The 19,927-nt window shown below is 36.1% G+C and carries 22 protein-coding genes; 10 read left to right on the forward strand and 12 right to left on the reverse strand.

Annotation, left to right across the window (positions count from 1 at the left end; translation table 11 throughout):
• Positions 1-52: 52 nt before the first annotated feature.
• On the forward strand, positions 53-427 hold the full coding sequence (locus tag WJN01_RS01735; protein ID WP_445195435.1) for a HEPN domain-containing protein: 375 nt from the start codon (positions 53-55) through the stop codon (positions 425-427).
• Here the strand turns inward: WJN01_RS01735 and WJN01_RS01740 are convergent.
• From WJN01_RS01740 to trmB, 5 genes are all read right to left on the reverse strand, one after another.
• Complete coding sequence (locus WJN01_RS01740; protein ID WP_445195436.1) at positions 424-663, reverse strand: NifU family protein; 240 nt, start codon at positions 661-663, stop codon at positions 424-426. The genes WJN01_RS01735 and WJN01_RS01740 overlap by 4 nt on opposite strands.
• A gap of 45 nt (positions 664-708) precedes the next feature.
• On the reverse strand, positions 709-1,845 hold the full coding sequence (locus tag WJN01_RS01745; RefSeq protein WP_445195437.1) for an Mrp/NBP35 family ATP-binding protein: 1,137 nt from the start codon (positions 1,843-1,845) through the stop codon (positions 709-711).
• Between the two features lie 151 nt (positions 1,846-1,996).
• Positions 1,997-2,326, reverse strand: coding sequence for an MGMT family protein (locus tag WJN01_RS01750; protein ID WP_445195438.1), 330 nt, complete (start codon positions 2,324-2,326; stop codon positions 1,997-1,999).
• 3 nt (positions 2,327-2,329) lie between these two features.
• Positions 2,330-2,959, reverse strand: coding sequence for a LysE family transporter (locus WJN01_RS01755; protein WP_445195439.1), 630 nt, complete (start codon positions 2,957-2,959; stop codon positions 2,330-2,332).
• A 2-nt stretch (positions 2,960-2,961) separates the two neighbouring features.
• Entirely contained in the window at positions 2,962-3,636 is a 675-nt protein-coding gene (gene trmB / locus WJN01_RS01760) for a tRNA (guanosine(46)-N7)-methyltransferase TrmB (RefSeq protein ID WP_445195440.1), read from the reverse strand.
• A 181-nt stretch (positions 3,637-3,817) separates the two neighbouring features.
• Here trmB and WJN01_RS01765 point away from each other — a divergent pair, with 181 nt between their 5' ends.
• Positions 3,818-4,864 carry a glycosyltransferase gene (locus WJN01_RS01765; protein WP_445195441.1) on the forward strand — a complete coding sequence of 349 codons (1,047 nt, stop codon included), beginning with the start codon at positions 3,818-3,820 and terminating at the stop codon, positions 4,862-4,864.
• Here WJN01_RS01765 and WJN01_RS01770 read toward each other — a convergent pair.
• Both WJN01_RS01770 and WJN01_RS01775 read right to left on the reverse strand, forming a co-directional pair.
• Entirely contained in the window at positions 4,847-5,890 is a 1,044-nt protein-coding gene (locus tag WJN01_RS01770; RefSeq protein ID WP_445195442.1) for a sensor histidine kinase, read from the reverse strand. The genes WJN01_RS01765 and WJN01_RS01770 overlap by 18 nt on opposite strands.
• Positions 5,890-6,570, reverse strand: coding sequence for a response regulator transcription factor (locus WJN01_RS01775; protein ID WP_370477739.1), 681 nt, complete (start codon positions 6,568-6,570; stop codon positions 5,890-5,892). Before WJN01_RS01775 ends, WJN01_RS01770 begins: the two co-directional genes overlap by 1 nt.
• 196 nt (positions 6,571-6,766) lie before the next feature.
• Between WJN01_RS01775 and WJN01_RS01780 the strand changes: the two genes are divergently transcribed.
• From WJN01_RS01780 to WJN01_RS01795, 4 genes are all read left to right on the forward strand, one after another.
• On the forward strand, positions 6,767-7,111 hold the full coding sequence (locus WJN01_RS01780; RefSeq protein ID WP_445195443.1) for a T9SS type A sorting domain-containing protein: 345 nt from the start codon (positions 6,767-6,769) through the stop codon (positions 7,109-7,111).
• Between the two features lie 104 nt (positions 7,112-7,215).
• Positions 7,216-8,877, forward strand: a complete 1,662-nt coding sequence (locus WJN01_RS01785; RefSeq protein WP_445195444.1) for a T9SS type A sorting domain-containing protein — start codon at positions 7,216-7,218, stop codon at positions 8,875-8,877.
• An 80-nt stretch (positions 8,878-8,957) separates the two neighbouring features.
• Positions 8,958-9,938: a LuxE/PaaK family acyltransferase gene (locus tag WJN01_RS01790; protein WP_445195445.1), complete on the forward strand. Its 981-nt coding sequence runs from the start codon at positions 8,958-8,960 to the stop codon at positions 9,936-9,938.
• Positions 9,939-9,989: 51 nt separating this feature from the next.
• Positions 9,990-10,424 carry a YHS domain-containing (seleno)protein gene (locus WJN01_RS01795; RefSeq protein WP_445195446.1) on the forward strand — a complete coding sequence of 145 codons (435 nt, stop codon included), beginning with the start codon at positions 9,990-9,992 and terminating at the stop codon, positions 10,422-10,424.
• 140 nt (positions 10,425-10,564) lie between these two features.
• Here WJN01_RS01795 and tyrS read toward each other — a convergent pair whose 3' ends face one another.
• Entirely contained in the window at positions 10,565-11,860 is a 1,296-nt protein-coding gene (gene tyrS, locus WJN01_RS01800; RefSeq protein WP_445195447.1) for a tyrosine--tRNA ligase, read from the reverse strand.
• Positions 11,861-11,946: 86 nt separating this feature from the next.
• Here tyrS and WJN01_RS01805 point away from each other — a divergent pair, with 86 nt between their 5' ends.
• Positions 11,947-12,954, forward strand: coding sequence for an NAD-dependent epimerase/dehydratase family protein (locus WJN01_RS01805; protein ID WP_445195448.1), 1,008 nt, complete (start codon positions 11,947-11,949; stop codon positions 12,952-12,954).
• On the opposite strand, the gene WJN01_RS01810 is transcribed toward WJN01_RS01805, so the two are convergent.
• Genes WJN01_RS01810 through WJN01_RS01820 form a run of 3 tightly spaced genes read right to left on the reverse strand, consistent with a single transcriptional unit; the run spans position 12,917 to position 15,542 of the window.
• Complete coding sequence (locus WJN01_RS01810) at positions 12,917-13,471, reverse strand: DUF4296 domain-containing protein (RefSeq protein WP_445195449.1); 555 nt, start codon at positions 13,469-13,471, stop codon at positions 12,917-12,919. The genes WJN01_RS01805 and WJN01_RS01810 overlap by 38 nt on opposite strands.
• Positions 13,468-14,811, reverse strand: coding sequence for a dihydroorotase (locus WJN01_RS01815; RefSeq protein ID WP_445195450.1), 1,344 nt, complete (start codon positions 14,809-14,811; stop codon positions 13,468-13,470). Before WJN01_RS01815 ends, WJN01_RS01810 begins: the two co-directional genes overlap by 4 nt.
• An 8-nt stretch (positions 14,812-14,819) precedes the next feature.
• Positions 14,820-15,542: a polyprenol monophosphomannose synthase gene (locus tag WJN01_RS01820; RefSeq protein WP_445195451.1), complete on the reverse strand. Its 723-nt coding sequence runs from the start codon at positions 15,540-15,542 to the stop codon at positions 14,820-14,822.
• A gap of 210 nt (positions 15,543-15,752) precedes the next feature.
• On the opposite strand from WJN01_RS01820, the gene WJN01_RS01825 reads away from it, so the two are divergent.
• The 3 genes from WJN01_RS01825 (at position 15,753) to WJN01_RS01835 (ending at position 17,624) form a co-directional block, all read left to right on the forward strand.
• A complete protein-coding gene (locus WJN01_RS01825) occupies positions 15,753-16,400 on the forward strand; it encodes a DUF4271 domain-containing protein (protein WP_445195452.1) in 648 nt (215 codons plus the stop codon).
• Between the two features lie 22 nt (positions 16,401-16,422).
• Complete coding sequence (locus WJN01_RS01830) at positions 16,423-17,172, forward strand: uroporphyrinogen-III synthase (protein WP_445195453.1); 750 nt, start codon at positions 16,423-16,425, stop codon at positions 17,170-17,172.
• Positions 17,173-17,309: 137 nt separating this feature from the next.
• On the forward strand, positions 17,310-17,624 hold the full coding sequence (locus tag WJN01_RS01835) for a hypothetical protein (RefSeq protein WP_445195454.1): 315 nt from the start codon (positions 17,310-17,312) through the stop codon (positions 17,622-17,624).
• 33 nt (positions 17,625-17,657) lie between these two features.
• Here the strand turns inward: WJN01_RS01835 and WJN01_RS01840 are convergent, their stop codons facing one another.
• Entirely contained in the window at positions 17,658-19,823 is a 2,166-nt protein-coding gene (locus tag WJN01_RS01840; protein ID WP_445195455.1) for a prolyl oligopeptidase family serine peptidase, read from the reverse strand.
• Positions 19,824-19,927: the final 104 nt, after the last annotated feature.

Consider the following 19,927-nt stretch of genomic DNA (forward strand, 5'->3'; position numbering starts at 1 on the left):
TAGTGTGGAGCAGTTCATCTCTTAACAAATAACAAAATTTAAAACGCTTATCATGGAAACCAATCCCAGCAAATATTTTTTAAGCGCGGAAAAAAGGTTGAACCAAGCCAGAAAAGAACTTTACAGACCTGAAGAAGACATTGTATCGTATCTTGTATGCAAGAATGCGCAACATGCCATTGAAAATTATTTAAGAGGCTACCTTTTAAAACATGAGGTTGAGCCAAGTCAGTTTGAAACCATTGAAGACCTTTACAAAGCATGTAAAAAAATTAATAAAGACTTTTCAAAAGTAAACCTAAGTGGTTTTAATTGTAAGGCAGAAAATACGGATAATAAATTCTGCAACGATGTTTCAAAAGTTAGCAATTGCCATAAAATAGCTGATAGCTTGCACCATTTTTTAAGGGAAGAAAAAGTAATTTAACCAATATTTATAACCTGTTCAATTTGTGGAGCATGCTTTTTTATGGTCATTTCCACACCAGATTTTAACGTCATTTGGTTAACGCTACAACCCACACAAGCACCTTGTAATTGAACTTTTACAAGCCTGTCATCTTCGATGGACAACAATGAGATGTCCCCACCATCACTTTGAAGAAACGGACGGATTTCATCTAAGGCAAGTTCTACTTTTTCTCTTAATTCTTCTGAAGTCATATATTTAGTTGTACTAACTTTTCCTTATTCAAGGTAAAAAGCAATTTAGTTTTTTACTGCACTACAACCTGCCATAGTTGTAATTTTAATAGCCTCGGTTGGTGGCAAATTGTCGTTTCTTCGCACCACCTCTTCAACAACATTTTGAGTCAATTTTTCAAAAGCCTGCTCTAAAGGTGTTGCCGTTTGCAATGCCGCTGGACGACCAACATCGCCCGCCTCCCTAATACTTTGCACCAAAGGGATTTCTCCTAAAAATGGCACTTTTAAATCTTCTGCCAAGTTTTTGGCACCTTCTTTTCCAAAGATATAATATTTATTATCGGGCAATTCAGCCGGGGTAAAGTACGCCATATTTTCAATAATTCCTAAAACGGGAACGCTAATACTTTCTTGCTGGAACATGGCCACTCCTTTTTTGGCATCGGCCAAGGCCACATTTTGAGGTGTACTGACCACAACTGCTCCAGTGATTGGCAATGACTGCATGATACTTAAATGGATATCGCCAGTACCTGGGGGCAAATCCAACAACAAGAAATCCAACTCACCCCAATGGGCATCAAAAATCATTTGGTTTAAAGCTTTTGCTGCCATAGGTCCACGCCAAACTACGGCTTGGTCTGGTTGTGTAAAAAACCCTATTGATAAAACTTTTACTCCGTAATTTTCAATGGGTTTCATTTTAGATTTTCCTTCAACATTTACGGCCAAAGGTTTTTCGGCTTCAACATCAAACATAATGGGAATGGAAGGTCCGTAAATATCGGCGTCCAAAACGCCAACTTTAAAGCCCATTTTAGCCAAGGTTACCGCCAAGTTTGCCGTTATTGTAGATTTACCAACACCACCTTTACCTGAAGCCACAGCTACAATATTATTTATTCCGGGAACAGGTTTCCCTTTAATGACGTTTACCTTAGGTTTTTCAGGCGCATCAACAGTAATGTTTACCTTTATTTTTGCCTTTTCATAAACCTGATCGTGAATGGTTTTTAAAATATCAACCTCAGTACGCTTTTTAGCTTGTAAACTTGGGTTTTTTATGGTAATATCTACAACAACCTCATCACCAAAAGTCACCACATTTTTAACTGCACCGCTTTCAACCATGTTTTGTCCTTCGCCTGGAACGGTTATACTTTCCAGTGCCTTTAATATATCTTTTTTATTCAGTTTCATTTCCTTTATTAAGAATCATTCTAAGTGCAAAGATAGGTAATAATGGCAGAAGTTTTAAGGCAAAAGCGAGAAGTTTTTTTGATGCAATTATTTGATTTTCTTATGTATTGAAGATTTTCAATTTATTGTGAATTTTGAAACAAACAGCTGATTATAATTCCTTTGCTGGATCCCAAAAAACCTCATTAAAGTTTTGGATTTGATTGTCAACTACCTCCACTCCTTCACTCTCCAAAAGCTGTTGCATTAGGTTTGTACCATCAAAATGATGTTTGCCCGTCAACAGTCCTTTTCGGTTTACAACGCGATGTGCCGGCACATCTTTTCCTGAAGACCCATTCATGGCATAGCCCACCATCCTCGCACTTTTTGCCGCACCCAGATATTTGGCAATAGCTCCGTAACTTGTCACTCTTCCATAAGGGATAAGCTTTGCTACTTCATAAACTTTATCGAAAAAATTAAGTGTTTCTGCTTTCATTCATTAAAAATCCTGAATAATATTAATCAATGTAGCAATAGAAATGATGCCCGTAATAACGCCAATAAGGAGGTTCATGCTTTTTTGACTGGTTACAGCCTTGCCCTTTATTTTATCAAAAAAGAAGATGTACATGTAAAGGGTGACAAAAGTACCAGTGCCAGCTCCGGCCACGTAAGACAAGATATTAATTTGCTCAAAAGAGAGCCAACCTACCGATGCCAAAGTAATGGTGACGTAAGCTTGATATGGAATAGGAAACACATTTATTGCCGACAACAACATACCTTGGAAAAAACGGCTATGTTTACTTTTCATTTTGGGCTCAATTTGTGGTTTTGGAGTTGATTTGGCAATAACCAAAAAATATACAGTTATCAAAACAAAAATGACCAAAGCCACACCACGCAACACACTTATCACTTCAGGATGTTTGCTCAAATAACGTGCAAAAATTGCGGCTATGTATGTTTGTGCAAAAACAACAACACAAACCCCAATGGAAAACATTATCCCCCGAACATGCCCTTCTTTTAAACTAATTTTTGCCACTGTCATGTTCAATAACCCAGGTGGAACAACTCCCAAGAGCGCAAACACAAGTCCGAGAAAAAAAATAAGGGTAATGTCCACGTTTATTTAATTTTAAACCGAATATACGTAATTGCTTTGTTTTGCTCTAGATATTGCGATTCGTAAAAAGTTTGAATGCTAGTAACCTCCTCAGGGCTACCTTCTTGCTTGTAAACATTATGGTTGGCGTAGAGCACCTCGTGTCCTTCCCCATGCAATAAGCCCAGTGTATAACCGTGCATAAACTCACTATCGGTTTTCAAATTAACCACACCATCCGGCCTTAAAATTTTCTTATAACGTTTTAAAAAGGCCCTGTTAGTCATGCGGTGCTTGGTGCGCTTGTATTTAATTTGCGGATCTGGAAAGGTTATCCAAATTTCGTCAACCTCATGCTCAGAAAATGCATAGTCAACCAGTTCAATTTGAGTGCGAAGAAATGCCACGTTTGGAATGTTTTCTTCAATGGCCGTTTTAGCCCCTCTCCAAAATCTGGCTCCCTTTATATCAATACCAATAAAGTTTTTATCAGGGTATTTTTTTGCCAAGGCCACCGAATACTCCCCTTTTCCACAACCCAATTCCAAAACTATGGGATTTTGGTTTTTAAAAACATCTTTTCGCCAGTTTCCTTTTAAATCGAAACTAAAGTTGACCAATTCATCTCGAGTTGGCTGAAACACATTGTCAAAAGTTTCATTTTCCTTAAATCTTCTCAGTTTATTTTTGCTTCCCAAGGTTGATTACTATTTCTTATTAATTTAATTTTTTGGTAAAATTAAGGAAATATACAAGGGCATTAATGTGTTTATCTTTAATTTTACTTACAACTTGTTTCAAGCCTTGTAAAGACATCAATTTTTTTGATTTAAAAGATGTGAAAAGAGGTTAGATTCCAAGTTTCACATTATCACTTTAATGAAGAAAAGAATTTTAGTTGCGCCGTTAAATTGGGGACTGGGCCATGCCACCAGGTGTATTCCTATTATCAATGCCTTAATGCAGGAAGGCTTTGTTCCTGTTATTGTCAGCGACGGTGCCGCACTAACACTTTTAAGGAAGGAATTTCCAAACCTTTCATCCATTCAATTACCTCCTTACGATGTAAATTACGCGAAGAAAGGAAAGAATTTTAGGTTAAAATTACTGAAAGATGCTCCCAAAATTTTAAAGGCTATAAAAGCCGAAAAGAAATCCATTGACGCCATTTTAGAGCATAACGATATTGCAGGAATTATTTCAGACAACCGTTTGGGCGTTCGCAACAAATATGTCCCATCAGTGTTTATTACTCACCAGCTAAATGTTCTTAGTGGAAACACTACTTGGTTGAGCACAAAAATGCACCAAGAAATAATAAAGAAATACAATGAATGCTGGGTTCCTGATGTTGAAGGCGATGTAAATCTAAGCGGACGTTTGGGACATTTAACAACCATTGATATTCCAACAAAATACATTGGTCCATTGAGCCGGTTTAACAAAACCAATTCTGAAATAAAAAATGATTTGATGGTTTTGATTTCCGGCCCAGAACCGCAGCGTACCATGCTCGAGGAAAAGCTTTTAAAAGAATTGAAAAGTTTTTCAGGAAAAGTGGTTTTTGTAAAGGGTGTTATGGAACAAGAGCAAACCATTCAACTTATGGGTAATGTTACCATTTACAATTTTATGACCTCAAGTTTATTGGAAAAAACAATCAATGAAAGTGCATTAATAATTTCGCGGTCAGGTTACACCACGGTGATGGATTTAGCCAAACTGAACAAAAAAGCATTTTTTATACCAACCCCAGGGCAGTTTGAACAAGAATATTTGGCCAATAGGTTAACCGAAATGCAGTTAGTACCAAGTTGCAACCAAGATGAGTTTACTATTGACAAGCTTAATGAAGTTAAACATTATTTGGGTTTAAAATCCTTTGATCATGAAATTAATTACAAAGAACTATTTAGCCTTTTCTAAAGTAAAGGAAAATTCACTACCCACGCCAAATTCACTTTCAACGTATATTTTTTCATCATGGGCCTCTATGATATGCTTCACAATGGAAAGCCCCAAACCGGAACCACCTTCTTTCCTTGAGCCACTTTTGTCTACACGGTAAAAGCGCTCAAAAAGTCGAGGCAAATGTGCTTTTGCAATGCCCTCTCCATTGTCCGTTACACGTATAATAACCTTACTTTTTATCAGGTTTTCAATACTGATTTCAGTAGTGCCCTTTTCCCTGCCGTATTTTAAGGAATTAACGATTAAATTGACAAGGACCTGCTGAATGCGTTCTTTGTCCGCTTTCACCATTATTGGATTAGGGTAGTCTCTATCAAATGTTAAGGTGATTTTCTTCTTACTGGCTTTCATCTCCAACATGTCAAAAACGTTTTCCACCAGCTCAACAATGTCAAAATCTTCAAAATTTAGGCTTAAATCACCAACTTCCAGTTTGGTAATCATATCCAAGTCTTTAATAATATAGCCCAAACGCTCTACACCTTTACTTGCTCTCTTAAGGTATTTTTCCCTTAACTTTTCGTCTTCACCAGCACCATCCAAAAGTGTTAAAATATAACCTTGAACCGTAAACAAGGGCGTTTTAAGCTCGTGCGACACATTACCTAAAAACTCTTTCCTGTACTCCTCCCTCACCTTAAGGGTTTCTATTTCCAATTTTTTGTCGCGGGCATATTTATCGATTTCTTCGGTTAGGGTTTTCATATCGGTGGTAATAGACCTTTTATTTAAACTTGCCGATTCCAGTAAGGTTAAATCATCATAGATTTTTTTTACCCTTTTGTAGATAAAACGCTCAATACTAAACTGGACAATCAAAAATGAAAAGAGAAACACGCTGAGCGAAAACCCCAAAATATGAAGCCATTTAAACTCATAGACATAATACAAAAAAACACTCATAAGGAGTGTTATAAAAATGGTTGTGTAGAGCGATGTTTTAATCGCAAACTTGTAAGATTTTTTAAATTTTGCTTGCATTAATCAACAAACTTATAGCCAACACCTTTTATGGTTTTAAAACTATCATCACCAATTTTTTCACGAAGTTTTCTAATATGTACATCAATGGTTCTGCCACCAACAACTACTTCATTTCCCCAAACAGCGTCAAGTATTTCATCTCTTTTGAATACTTTTCCTGGCTTTGATGCCAATAAAGATAATAATTCAAATTCTTTTCGTGGCAATATTATTTCTTTTCCTTTGGATGTAATTTTGTATTCGTCTCTATTGATTACCAAATTACCTACCTTAACAGTATCTACCACATCTTCTTCCTTAAACCTTCTTAAGAGTGCCTTTACTTTGCTCACCAAAACTTTAGGTTTAATCGGTTTGGTTATGTAGTCATCGGCACCGGCATCAAAGCCCGCCACTTGCGAGTAATCTTCTCCTCTTGCTGTTAAAAAAGTAACAATGGTATTATTTAAATCAGGATTTTTTCTAATCAATTCACAAGCTTCAATACCATCCATTTCTGGCATCATCACATCCATAATGATTAAATGCGGAAGCTCCTTTTTTGCCTTTTTTACGGCTTGTAGCCCATTTTCAGCAGTAACAACCTGATAGCCCTCGCTGGTTAAGTTATACCCAACTATTTCAAGAATATCCGGTTCATCATCAACCAACAGAATTTTAATGTCCTTTTTCTTCATTATTTAGTCCTAATGTTAAATTGGAGTAAAGATAAAACTTAAAGTACAATATTATGAAATATGTAAAATTAATAACTTTAAGGTAACATTACGATGACTTGAATTTAATTTTTCGACCAATTACAGTATTATTTAACAGTACTTTGGCATCAATTTTGATGTAAATACTTACCTTTACATAACCAAATTTGAGCTTATGAAAAATACCTACTTTGCATTTTTACTTTTCGCATTTATGCTGTTCTCCGTTCCATCTGTTATGGGACAAAACAGCAAGAACCAGAATCCTCCTGAAGAGAGTATTTCAGGCTTGGCAATATACCCAAACCCTGTAAATAGTAGCTCTCAAAGCTTTATTACCATTCAATCAAAACTTAATTCTGATAAAACTGTTGAGTTTTATGATGTTTTGGGCAAACGTATATTTTCCACCGAGTTAAAAGGGAAAGAATTAAATATCTCCAATCTAAACAAAGGTGTTTATATTTTAAAGATTACAGAAAATAAGGTTAGCGAAGCAAGAAAATTAGTGATAAAGTAAAGAAATCTTTAATTTGATGTAAAAAAACAGTCCATTGGGCTGTTTTTTTAGTTTTAACTAAAAATAATTTTTAAATTGAGAGAAATTAATTTAATCCCTACAATATGAAAAAATTTTACTTTCTCTCACTTACAGTTTTAATTTCCGCCCTTTCTTTTGGTCAACAAATCGTATTCTTTGAAAATTTTCAAGACGATGGTAATGGCACGGTATACAACACTTCCGTTCCAGAATTCTCTGATGGATCAGGTGATTTTTTCACTAGAACAGATGGTTCAAGTAATATTACTTCTACCTACCAAATTTTCAGTGACGACAACGATTACTATTTTGCTGCTATGGACACGGACGGAGATGGACAACCTTCGGTACTTACAATGGATTTTGATGATATCGATATTTCAGGGTTCACCAATATGACGTTTGTTATAGGCCTTGCAGAGGATGATTCCGAAGACGGAAACGAAGATTGGGATGCTGACAGTAGTTTTACTGTTGAGGTAGACTATGACAACTCTGGTAGCTTTACTAAGATTTTACAATTTGAAGCTATTGGAGGTACAAACACTGAACCTGCGCAAGACACAGATTTTGACGGTGTTGGTGATGGTACTTTTTTAACAAACGAATGGGGATATTTCCAAGTGGCTTTGGCAACAGGCTCTTTAATTGATATCAGACTAACATTCAGCAACCTTGATGCTGGAGACGAAGATATTGCCATTGACCTAGTAGCCATTGCAGAAGACATTGATCTTTTCCCTGGAATAGAAGTTACTTCTCCTTATGATTACCAGGTATTTCCTCCTGGCACTACAAGTGTTGATATAGTTTTTGGAACACAAAATCAACAACCTAGTGATCGTGTTGATATAATTATTAATGGAAATCTTATAACTGATATTACAAGCCCATATACCATTGCTACTACTGATGGACAAGATTACGATTGTCAAGTAATTTTAACTGATGGCACAGATAACCTAGATGATTATTATGTGTTTTTCAGCGTTTCAGCTATCAATCAATGTTTTGATTTAAGTGGTGGAACAGAATTATTAGAATCTGTCACAGTAATGCCTAATTCAGAAGGTGATGAATGGACGGAAACCTCTGGAACTTATACAATGAATGGCTATGTGGGTGGAGGATCTGAGAATGTTGAAACTTGGTTAATTTTTGGACCTTTAGATACGACTTCTGCAACAGATTTGGTTCTAGAATTTGATGCTGCTAAACTCTTTGACGATACCGATTTAAATATTGTTTACACCTCCTCTTATTTTGAATGCCCATCTAACTCTGCTTGGACCACCGCACAGGTAATAGACACTGCCGGTTCTTACAGTGTAGACTTATCTGGTGCAATTTTAGGTCCGGATGTTTTTATTGGCATCCAATATATGGATGATGGATTAGATGGATATGCCGAATGGAGGCTATCAAATGTATCTTTGGGAGCTACAGGAGCCTGCCCAACATTGGGATCCAGACCAACGTCTAACTGCCCTGCCCTTTCATTGTCAGAAAATAAAATAGATGGATTCAAAGTTTATCCAAATCCAAGTTCTAAGGGGCAAGTCACAATTCTAAGTAATAGTTTTTCTAAAATGAATATTACTGTGACAGACATGCTCGGAAAACTAGTATTAAACAAAACAGTTACTGACAACACAATGGATGTTTCCACTCTTAAATCTGGTATTTATGTTATGAAAGTTGCTCAAGATGGCGCAACTAGCACACAAAAATTGGTGATTAAATAACATATTTACCATATAATTTAAAGCGCTACCGTTTGGTGGCGCTTTTTTATTTTACATACTTTTGCCTCATTATTTGAGGCATGATTGATACCCATTCCATTTTCAATATTAAAAATGACAACGAATTTGAAGATTTGGCATTACAAATCTTCAAATTTCAGTTTGAAAACAATAAAGTCTATCGCTCTTTTTGTGATTTATTATACAAACATCCCAGCGATGTTAAAACAATAGAAGACATCCCCTTTCTTCCCATCCAATTTTTTAAAACCAAAGCTGTTTTAAGTGCCTTATCGCCTGTCAAAACCATCTTTACAAGCTCTGGAACAACGGGCGACACGACAAGCAAACACCACGTTACAGATTTGGGCATTTACCAAAGAAGCTTTACCAAAGGTTTTGAACATTTTTATGGAACTATTGAAGAATATGTTATTTTAGGTTTATTGCCCTCTTATCTTGAGCGCAATGGCTCTTCACTGGTTTATATGGTTGATGCCATGATAAAAGCCTCAAAACACAAAGAAAGCGGATTTTATTTGACTAATATTACAGAATTGCAAAAGCAATTAAAAACTCTGGATGCCGAAGGGAAAAGAATATTACTTATTGGGGTTTCTTTTGCTTTGCTCGATTTGGTTGAAACTTATCAATTCAGCTTAAAAAACACCATTATTATGGAAACGGGCGGCATGAAAGGCAGACGAAAAGAACTGATTCGGGAAGAACTTCACAATAGACTAAAAACAAGGTTTGGCATAGAAACCATTCATAGCGAATATGGCATGACAGAACTTTTAAGCCAGGCATACTCCCAAGGTGACGGGGTTTTTAACTGCCCTCCGTGGATGAAAGTTTTAACCCGCGATACCGAAGATGCACTCACCATTCAAAGTCCAAATAGAACAGGCGGTATTAATGTTATTGATTTGGCCAACATCAACTCTTGTTCCTTTATAGCCACCCAAGATTTGGGCACTGTTAATCCCAATGGTTCATTTGAAGTCATTGGACGTTTTGACAACTCTGATATTCGTGGCTGCAACCTCATGGTGCTTTAGCTTATTGTAAGGTTTCATTCAATTTCAGACTTATTGGAAAAACGATTCACGATGAAAAGTTTATTTCAATCCCTCATTTTGTTATCTATTTCTTTTATTTCAGCACAAAGCATAGACTACAATCTGAAAAAAGGATACATAGCCAATGGATATGATGTTGTTGTCTATTTCAGCAATAAAGCCATTGAAGGAAGCAACCAATTTAAAACTACCTTTGACGGTGTGGACTATAAATTTTCTTCTGAAGAAAACTTAAATACCTTTTTAAAAGACCCTAAAAAATACATGCCGCAATATGGCGGTTATTGTGCTTATGCCATTGGAGCTAAAGGCGAAAAAGTGGGCATTGACCCAAAAACATTTCAAATTAATGACGGCAAGCTTTATCTATTCTATAACGCTTGGGGCACAAACACCTTGAAATTATGGAATGATGAAGGAGCAGAAGCTCTGCAAAAAAAGCCGATGAAAACTGGAATAAAATGAAGTTTGAAAAAAATTAATTTTCGAGTAAGGTTAACATAAAAATTGCGACCAACCCAATGACTAAGAAAAAGAAAAATTTAGTTATTAGTTTGGTTTGTTAGTTTTGTAAAACCCGATTTTAAAAATCGGGCTTTACTTTTTTATATAACCTGTAAAACAAAATAATTTTTCTTACCGCGTTGCAAAAGCACAAATTTATTATTTATCAGGTCTTTTGAAGTAATGCTGTAATCTTCTTTTACTTTTTCTTTATTTACGGAAATAGAGTTTTCTTTTAATGCCCTTCTCGCCTCTCCGTTCGATTTTAAAAAACCTCCCTTTTCGGCCAAGGCCGCTATAACATCCAAACCATTTTCAATTTCAGATTTGGAAATTTGCGTTTGGGGCACTCCTTCAAAAACATCTAAAAACGTTTTTTCATTGAGTTGCTTTAAATCATCTCCCGTTGAATTTCCAAATAGAATATTGCTGGCCTTGATGGCATTTTCCAAATCCTCTTTTGAATGCACCATTGTGGTAATTTCTTCTGCCAAACGTTTCTGTAAAATCCTTAAATGAGGTGCTTGTTTATGTTCCTCGGTCAAAGCATTGATTTCTGCTTCATTTAAAAACGTAAAAATCTTGATATACTTTTCGGCATCCTCGTCACTAGAGTTCAACCAATATTGATAGAATTTATAGGGTGATGTTCTCTCGGCATCCAACCATACATTTCCGCCTTCAGATTTTCCAAATTTAGAACCGTCAGATTTTGTGATTAAAGGGCATGTAATTGCATAACCCTTTCCACTATCAATTCTTCTGATCAACTCTGTCCCAGTAGTAATATTGCCCCATTGGTCACTACCGCCCATTTGAATGGTACAATCCTTTTCTTTATACAAATGAAGAAAATCGTAACCTTGAACCAATTGATAGGTGAATTCCGTAAAACTCATACCTTCTGTAGAATCTGATGAAATCCTGTTCTTAACAGAATCCTTTGCCATCATATAATTCACGGTAATGTGCTTGCCAACATCTCTAATAAATTCTAAAAACGAGAACTCTTTCATCCAATCATAATTGTTAACCAAAATAGCAGCATTGTCGGCATCGCTTTCAAAATCTAAAAAATGGGCCAATTGATTTTTTATGGCTTCCTGATTATGGCGTAATGTTTTTTCGTCCAATAAATTACGTTCGCTAGACTTGCCCGATGGGTCACCAATCATTCCGGTTGCACCCCCAACCAAAGCCACAGGTCTGTGTCCGCAACGCTGATAATGGGCCAATAACATGATGGGCACCAAATTACCAATATGTAAAGAATCTGCTGTTGGATCAAACCCCACATAGGCGCTTCGCATGCCTTCCATTAAGTGTTCTTCGGCACCCGGCATAACCGTATGGATCATGCCTCTCCAAGTTAATTCTTCAACAAAATTCATTATCATGGTTCTACTTTTTAAAAAAACTATGCAAAGATAAAAATACAGGTATAATTACTGAGACATAATGAATATTTCTTTACATTAGTTCTATGATTTTAGTAACAGGAGGTACTGGTTTGGTTGGTGCACATTTGCTTTTCAGGCTTGCCGAAGCAAATGAAAAAGTGCGGGCCATTTACCGCAACGAACGTAAACTTGACAATGTAAAAAGCGTTTTTTCGTGTTACACCAATAATTACGAAGACATTTTTGATTCTATTGATTGGGTTAAGGCAGATATTTTGGATGTTCCGTCCTTAACCAATGCTCTTAAGGGAGTCAATAAAGTTTATCACAGTGCCGCTTTTGTATCTTTCGAGCCCGATAAATACCATCTTTTAAGAAAAACAAACATTGAAGGCACAGCCAACGTGGTGAACCTATGTGTTTCCCATAACATTGAAAAACTTTGCTATGTGAGCTCAGTGGCAACCTTAGGCAGACCTCTGAAAAATGAAGATGCAACTGAAGAAACGGTTTGGAATCCAGAGTCAGACAATAGTGTTTATGGCATCACAAAATATGGTGCCGAAATGGAAGTTTGGCGCGGCACCCAAGAAGGGGTTGATACCGTAATAGTGAATCCAGGTGTTATTTTGGGAAGCGGTATTTGGCGTTATGGCTCAGGAAGCCTATTCAAAAAAGCCCATAAGGGCATGAAATATTTTCCTTCTGGAACCATTGGTGTTGTGGCAGTGGAAGATGTTGTTTCCATCATGATTGGGCTCATGGATAGCTCTATAAAAAATGAACGGTTTGTTTTGGTGGCAGAAAATTGGGCCTATAAAGATTTTCTTCAAGCTTTAGCTAAATCGGTAAATGCTCAGCCCCCTAATAAATTGGCAACAAAAACCTTGTTGGATATCATCTGGAAACTCGATTGGCTAAACCACAAGCTTACAGGCAAACGCAGACGACTTACCAGGCATTTAGCAGAAGCAATATCAACTGAAAAAAGGTTTAACAGTATTAAAGTAAAAAATGCCCTGAACCATGAATTTCAACCTATTGAAGAAAGCATTAATTCAGTCGGGAAACAGTATCTGAAACAGGTTTAAGGAACTTTTTGTTTTGCTCATATTTTTTATCAACGAGCCCCTTTATAATGGAATCATTCCTTTTCAACGGACTTAAAGAATCCTTCTCTTTTATCACCTCGGTTGAATCCTTTTTAATGGCCTTTAATGAATCCTCCTCTCGTTTGGTTTGAATTTTCCATTCTTCGGCCTCCTGTTCTTTAAGCTTTTGCTTTAGGCGCTCTAAGCTATCCTGAACCTCGGTATAAATATCTTCGTAATCCTTTATGTGAAATGCGTAATAATCATTGCTCTGGGCGAACTGCAAACTATCAATATTATACTTGGCAAAAACGTAGTTGTTAATAACAACTCCGCTATCTCTCATGATTCTTTTATTCATGGCGCTCGCCGAAGAAACAAGTTTTGCATCAATTAAAATATTGACCATTACTTTTTTCGGAATCAGGTTTCTTGGTTTGTCCGGGCCTTTAACTTTTTTACAGGCCACAACCGTTAGAACCAATATGATCGCCAATAAATATTTTCTTAAAATCATCTATTAAATGTTAATCGTTTAGCCGATTTCACATTGCTAAACTTCGAGTTTTGGTATACCAAACTACCATTTAAAAAGGTATGCGTAATTCTAGATTTGAATGTGGCACCCTCAAATGGTGACCACCCACATTTATATAAAATATTTTCTTTTTTTACCGTCCATGGGTTATTCAAATCTACCAAAACCAAGTCGGCAAAATAACCTTCCCTTATAAACCCACGTCGTTCAACTTGAAATAAAATAGCGGGGTTATGGCACATTTTTTCAACTACTTTCTCTATTGATATTCTCCCTCTGTGGTACATTTCAAGCATGGCCGGAAGTGCATGTTGCACCAAAGGCCCACCCGAAGGCGCATTTGTATAAACGTTTTTCTTCTCGGCTATAGTATGGGGCGCATGGTCTGTAGCGATAACATCAATTCGGTCATCCAGCAAAGCCTCCCACAATTTATCCCTGTCAGCACTTGTTTTTACGGCTGGGTTCCACTTTATTAACGCACCTTTTTTTTCGTAATCTTCATCAGAAAACCAGAGGTGATGTATGCATACTTCGGCTGTTATCTTTTTTTCTTCCAACGGAATTTTATTGGTGAACAAACTCGTTTCCTTTCCCGTTGAAAGATGGAAAACATGCAATCTTGCACCCGTCTTTTTTGCCAATTCAATAGCTTTGGAAGATGACAAATAGCAAGCTTCCTCACTTCGTATTTTGGGATGGTATTTTATTGGAATATCATCCCCATATTTGTCATGATACTTGGCAAAATTCTTTTTAATTGTACCCTCGTCTTCGCAATGCACTGAAATAAGCATGTTTGTGCTTTTGAAGATTTTTTCTAAAACCTCAGCATCATCCACCAACATATTACCTGTTGAAGAACCCAAGAACAACTTTAGTCCTGCAACTTGGTTGACATCCAGTTTTAAAATTTCTTCCAAATTATCATTAGTGCCCCCAAACATAAAAGAATAATTGGCAAACGATGTTTTTGAAGCTCTTTTGAATTTGTTTTCCAATTCCTCAATAGTTGTGGTTTGCGGATTGGTATTGGGCATTTCAATAAACGACGTAATTCCCCCTGCAATAGCGGCCTTACTTTCGGTCTCAATATTGGCTTTGTGAGTTAAACCGGGCTCACGAAAATGTACTTGGTCGTCTATTGCCCCGGGCAAAACATATTTCCCTTCGGCATCAAAAACATTTACATTGGAAGATTTTGCACTGATAGATTCATCTATCTGCTTTATATATTCGCCTTCAATAAGTATATCGCCACTAAAAATAGTACCTTCATTTACTATATTGACATTTTTTATAAGGGTAGTTTTTTTCATTGGTAGCTTTATTTTTTAAATAAACTCTTCACCTTCATTGAGATTACTCCAAAAATGGCTTCAGAAATTATGCCAGAACTTAATTTGGATTCTCCTTTCGTTCTATCTGTAAAAACAACAGGCACTTCAACAATCTTAAAGTTTTTTATGTAGGCCTTAAATTTCATTTCAATTTGAAATGCGTAGCCAATAAACTTTATGGTATCCAAATTAATGGTCTCTAAAACATTTCTTTTATAACATACATATCCGGCGGTGGCGTCATGAATTTTCATTCCCGTAATAAAACGCACATATTTTGATGCAAAATAAGACATTAGCACTCTTGTCATAGGCCAATTAACCACATTAACACCGGTAACGTACCTTGACCCAATGGCCATATCGGCACCACCCGATTGGCAAGCTTCATAAAGTCTTACAACATCTTTTGGGTTATGTGAAAAATCGGCATCCATTTCAAAAATATATTGGTATTCCCTTTTTAAGGCCCATTTAAATCCATGTATGTAGGCTGTACCCAAACCTGATTTTTCCTTTCTTATTTCCAAAAACAAACGGTCTTTAAAATCTTTTTGAAGCTCCTTTACTTTTAATCCTGTATGATCTGGAGAATTATCATCAACTATTAAAACATGGATGTCATCCGACTGCGAAAACACCGCCTTAATAATCGCCTCAATGTTTTCTATCTCGTTATATGTTGGAATAATTACAACAATCTTGGGCATAATTAAGTTTTACTCTATAATCGATTTTAAAATACTCTAAAGTTTACTTCTTCCTTATTAAATCCATTTTCACTTTAACCACAGGATAGCTAGTTCAGAGAATATTCACCAAAATTAGTTTTTAGCAAATGTACATTATTAAGCGTTTATTTTTTTTAAATAATACTCAATAATACACCCCGATATTGAAAAATATAATAATTTTATGGCATGCTTCGTAACATAGTTTCAAATGAGTTATTTACAGTGCTAATCGTTGTTGGGCTGATTGTTGTTGCTATTGCTAAACTTACTTCCCCAAAGCGTTTTGATGATTTTGTATTGGTATTGGGAAACGACAAATACCTTAAAATATACTCACGAGATCAAAAATTCTTTGACAAATTTGACGCACTGCTTTTTGGCAACCTTATACTATCTGTTTCTGTATTCTGTTTTATAAGCATTAGGCATATTTTTGGCACAAACAGTCTCTCATTAAATCGCATGTTCCAACTTGCTTTTGCCATAGCTACTTTCATTTTAATAAAAGTGCTTGTTGAGCGATTAATAGGCAGTCTTTTTGAAATTGATAAGTTAGTTGACCAATATATCTTCCAAAAAATAAGTTTTAAAAACTATTTGGGACTTGTTTTAATGCCCATTAACGCTTTGTTACTTTACAGTTTTGAGCCAAATAAAACACTCATTTATAGCATTGTTGGATTGCTTTTATCATTGAATATTATAGGCTTAATTAGCTCTTTAAAAGCAAATCAAAGTTTACTAAAACATAACTTATTCTATTTTATTTTGTATCTTTGCGCTCTCGAAATTGCACCCTATCTGATTTTATACAAGGTGTTTTTCGATAAATAAAAGAAAAAAACAGCCTACGCTTATGAAAGTGAAAACAATTTTAGTGTCCCAACCTGAACCAAAAATTGAGAACTCACCTTACTTCGATTTACAAGAAAAACAACATGTGAAAATTGATTTCAGACCTTTTATTCATGTTGAAGGGGTTCCAGCAAAGGAAATTAGACATCAAAAAGTAGACTTAAACAACTATACGGCTATAATTCTTACTAGTCGAAATGCTGTTGACCACTTTTTCAGGGTGGCTCAAGAAATGCGCTTTAAAGTGCCTGATACTATGAAATATTTTTGCCAGTCTGAGGCTGTAGCTTTTTATCTTCAAAAGTATGTGGTGTACAGAAAGCGTAAAATTTATGTGGGTAAACGTACCTTTTCTGAACTTTCACCATTAATCAAAAAATATAAGGACGAAAAATTCCTGTTACCAAATACCGATAAGGTAAAACCTGAAGTACCAAGTACTTTGGATGCTTTAGGCGTAAACTGGAAACAGGCCGTTTTTTATAAGACTGTAATCAGTGATTTATCAGATTTGGCCAATGTTTTTTACGATGTTTTGGTATTTTTTAGTCCGTCTGGAATTGAATCATTGTTTCAAAATTTTCCAGATTTCAAACAAAACGAGACCCGTATTGCGGTATTTGGAAACACGACCATAAAAGCCGTAGAAGAAAAAGGATTGCGTGTAGATATTGCGGCACCAACACCAGAAACACCTTCAATGACCATGGCTTTGGAAAAGTATATTGAGAAGGTAAACAAAGGGAAATAAGATAATTATACAACAATAAAAAAAGGGACGGTTTTTTAAATCGTCCCTTTTTTGTTTCGGATGGGTTATGTTAAATCAAGTCTTAAAACCTTAAGAAAAGCGTATATTTATAAAAGTAACTCTTTAAAAATACTATTATGACTAAAAAAGTTTTCTGTTTATTGGTTATGCTTCTCTCGTTGAGCGCATTCCCCAACTCAATGATGGCAACTGAAAAACCGCCCGTCCATGCAACAATAAAAACAACTGAGATACCACCAGAAATCAAAATAATGATGGATCGACTTTATGAAATAAAGGAGATGGATAAATCCAATTTAAATCGTGATGAAAAAAAGGAACTTCGCGAAGAAGTCCGCACCATTAAAAAAACGGTAAGAGCGTCAGGAAATGGCATTTATATTTCCAGTGGCGCCATCATAATCATTTTACTTTTGATTATTATTCTTTAAAAAAAAAGGGGCGTTTTAAAACGCCCCTTTTTTTTATTCTTTAACCGGTTTTTTCAATTTAAAATCTGGGTGACCTGATTGCCAATAGAAAAAAGAAAAAATATTAGCGAAATTATTTAACGTTTGGGACAAAGTACTGCCGATACCATGACCTTCATCAAAATTAGTCAAGAATAAAATTGGAGAATCTCCTTTGTTATCATGTTGCATTTTAGCTGCAAATTTTGAAGGCTCCCATGCTATTACCCTAGGATCGTTCATCCCTGCTGTAATTAATGTGGCAGGATAATCTGTGCCAGGCTTTAAATTGTGATAAGAATCCATAGCCAATAAACCTTTAAATTCTTCTGGATCTTTTACCGTGCCAAACTCTGGAGTGTTTACTGGCCCATTTGGTGTTTCTTCCATTCGCACTGTATTCATATCACCCACCAATGGTGCCGCAGCCACAAATAAATCGGGGCGTTCGGTAATTGACCTACCCACCAAAATTCCTCCTGCACTACCGCCAAAAATGGATATCTTTTTGGGGTTGGAATAGCCTTCCTTTATTAAATACTCTGCGGTTGCAATGGCATCTTTCCACGTGTTTGGTTTATTTAATTTTTGACCCGCCTTGTGCCAAGCGTCACCAAGTTCACCACCACCCCTAACATGAGGAACAACCAATATGCCTTTGTACAAAGTATAAGCTAGGGTTATTGGACTAAAAAAGGGAGACGTTGAATTTCCATAAGCACCATAGCTATAAATCACAGCTGGGTTTTCACCATTTAACTTTAAATCTTTGTTATAAATAATTGATACGGGCACCATCACACCGTCATGGGACTTCACCTCCACTTCTTTGGCTATAAGATTCTTTAATTCAGGGTATTCAACTACAGTGGACAATTGTTGGTGTATGAATGTGTTTTTATCTGGACTGTACAAGAATCGTTTGCTAGGTGATGTCCATCCAGAAATTGAAATCCAAATATCTGAAAACTTACTACCTCTACTGGAAACAGATGCCTGGCCCGCCGCAAAAGGCAAATTAAGCTCCACAGCTTTGCTTTTATCATCCGCAAGATAATATACTTTGGCTTCAACGCCGTTCCTAACAGTAGTGTAATACAACCCATCTTTTGTAAGGCTAAACCCTGTAATAATTTCATCATCAGATTCCTTTACAACAGTTTCTGCATTTGAAAACTCAGGATTCTCGAGCGAAGCTCTAGCTATTTTATAGTTTGGCGCATCCTTATAGGTTAGATAATACACAAACTTTGAATTAGCTGTCAAATTAATTACATCATCCTCTCTGCTTAATACCAATTTCCATTCTTTAGCTTCATTATTAGAAGCCTTCATGAACAGTTCTATATCTTTATCAACTGAACTTGGAATCAAAATATCAACATCTGCTTCTTTGCCATAAAGAATATAAGGTATTTCCATTTCCTTAATACCTAAACTTGCATAGTCATCTTTTGAAAAAACTATGGTATCTTCAGATTGATTACTTCCCACGGTATGCAAATAAACCAAGGTGTAAAGTTTCCTGTTCATATCGGAAACATCAGGGGAATTATATTTATTATAATAAAATGATTCGCCATCCGGCCTCCAGGAAATACCTCTTCCTAGATGAATAATCTCATCATATTGCTCACCAGTATCCTTAAACAAAAGTATTTCTGGGTTTTCAGACCCATTAGCAGATACCCCCACAGCAATTTTATCCCCATTTATGTTAGGTGTAATGGATTCAACAGTATATGTTTTACCATCATCACTTCTGAATTTCGTGGGGTCAAAAAACAATTTCTCTTTTCCTTCGTAGCCGTTGCGTATGTACATTTTACCTACTTCTTCTCCAGGCACACGTTTTAGGTAATAATAAACATCGTTATCTGTAATTTGAAGATTATAGATTGAGGCCGCCCTTCTCTCCACCAATTCCTTCATTTTATCAAACATCTCTTGCTTGCCGGAAATACTATTTAAAACAGAATTTGCATAGTTGGCGTTATCCCTCATCCATGTAATTACTTCTGGGTCGTCTAAGTTTTCAAGATATTGATAAGGATCTTCGAGTGTTGTGCCGTGATAAGTGTTAGTGACTATTTTTTGCGGCAGAAGTTCCGGTTTCGTTACATTTTGGGCTTGCAAAACGAAAGAAGCCATACAAAGGGCAACAACTAAAATTCTCTTCATAACAATATTATTTTTAAATAAAGAGCACCTTTAACCAAATAAAAAAGAACAATTTTAACCCTGGAAAAGACGCACTCTACAAGATATGATAATTAATTGGAAAG

Source organism: Tamlana sedimenti, from assembly GCF_038148895.1.
Classification (GTDB): domain Bacteria; phylum Bacteroidota; class Bacteroidia; order Flavobacteriales; family Flavobacteriaceae; genus Tamlana.

What these genes read in the sequence shown, in the direction of transcription:
- WJN01_RS01815 (WP_445195450.1), bottom strand. Translation starts at nt 14,811, where the DNA reads ATGAAAAAAACTACCCTTATAAAAAATGTCAATATAGTAAATGAAGGT.
- WJN01_RS01765 (WP_445195441.1), top strand. Translation starts at nt 3,818, where the DNA reads ATGAAGAAAAGAATTTTAGTTGCGCCGTTAAATTGGGGACTGGGCCAT.
- WJN01_RS01825 (WP_445195452.1), top strand. Translation starts at nt 15,753, where the DNA reads ATGCTTCGTAACATAGTTTCAAATGAGTTATTTACAGTGCTAATCGTT.
- WJN01_RS01735 (WP_445195435.1), top strand. Translation starts at nt 53, where the DNA reads ATGGAAACCAATCCCAGCAAATATTTTTTAAGCGCGGAAAAAAGGTTG.
- WJN01_RS01770 (WP_445195442.1), bottom strand. Translation starts at nt 5,890, where the DNA reads ATGCAAGCAAAATTTAAAAAATCTTACAAGTTTGCGATTAAAACATCG.
- WJN01_RS01840 (WP_445195455.1), bottom strand. Translation starts at nt 19,823, where the DNA reads ATGAAGAGAATTTTAGTTGTTGCCCTTTGTATGGCTTCTTTCGTTTTG.
- tyrS (WP_445195447.1), bottom strand. Translation starts at nt 11,860, where the DNA reads ATGATAATGAATTTTGTTGAAGAATTAACTTGGAGAGGCATGATCCAT.
- WJN01_RS01790 (WP_445195445.1), top strand. Translation starts at nt 8,958, where the DNA reads ATGATTGATACCCATTCCATTTTCAATATTAAAAATGACAACGAATTT.
- WJN01_RS01795 (WP_445195446.1), top strand. Translation starts at nt 9,990, where the DNA reads ATGAAAAGTTTATTTCAATCCCTCATTTTGTTATCTATTTCTTTTATT.
- WJN01_RS01780 (WP_445195443.1), top strand. Translation starts at nt 6,767, where the DNA reads ATGAAAAATACCTACTTTGCATTTTTACTTTTCGCATTTATGCTGTTC.
- WJN01_RS01745 (WP_445195437.1), bottom strand. Translation starts at nt 1,845, where the DNA reads ATGAAACTGAATAAAAAAGATATATTAAAGGCACTGGAAAGTATAACC.
- WJN01_RS01830 (WP_445195453.1), top strand. Translation starts at nt 16,423, where the DNA reads ATGAAAGTGAAAACAATTTTAGTGTCCCAACCTGAACCAAAAATTGAG.
- WJN01_RS01820 (WP_445195451.1), bottom strand. Translation starts at nt 15,542, where the DNA reads ATGCCCAAGATTGTTGTAATTATTCCAACATATAACGAGATAGAAAAC.
- WJN01_RS01750 (WP_445195438.1), bottom strand. Translation starts at nt 2,326, where the DNA reads ATGAAAGCAGAAACACTTAATTTTTTCGATAAAGTTTATGAAGTAGCA.
- WJN01_RS01805 (WP_445195448.1), top strand. Translation starts at nt 11,947, where the DNA reads ATGATTTTAGTAACAGGAGGTACTGGTTTGGTTGGTGCACATTTGCTT.
- WJN01_RS01810 (WP_445195449.1), bottom strand. Translation starts at nt 13,471, where the DNA reads ATGATTTTAAGAAAATATTTATTGGCGATCATATTGGTTCTAACGGTT.
- WJN01_RS01785 (WP_445195444.1), top strand. Translation starts at nt 7,216, where the DNA reads ATGAAAAAATTTTACTTTCTCTCACTTACAGTTTTAATTTCCGCCCTT.
- WJN01_RS01775 (WP_370477739.1), bottom strand. Translation starts at nt 6,570, where the DNA reads ATGAAGAAAAAGGACATTAAAATTCTGTTGGTTGATGATGAACCGGAT.
- WJN01_RS01740 (WP_445195436.1), bottom strand. Translation starts at nt 663, where the DNA reads ATGACTTCAGAAGAATTAAGAGAAAAAGTAGAACTTGCCTTAGATGAA.
- WJN01_RS01835 (WP_445195454.1), top strand. Translation starts at nt 17,310, where the DNA reads ATGACTAAAAAAGTTTTCTGTTTATTGGTTATGCTTCTCTCGTTGAGC.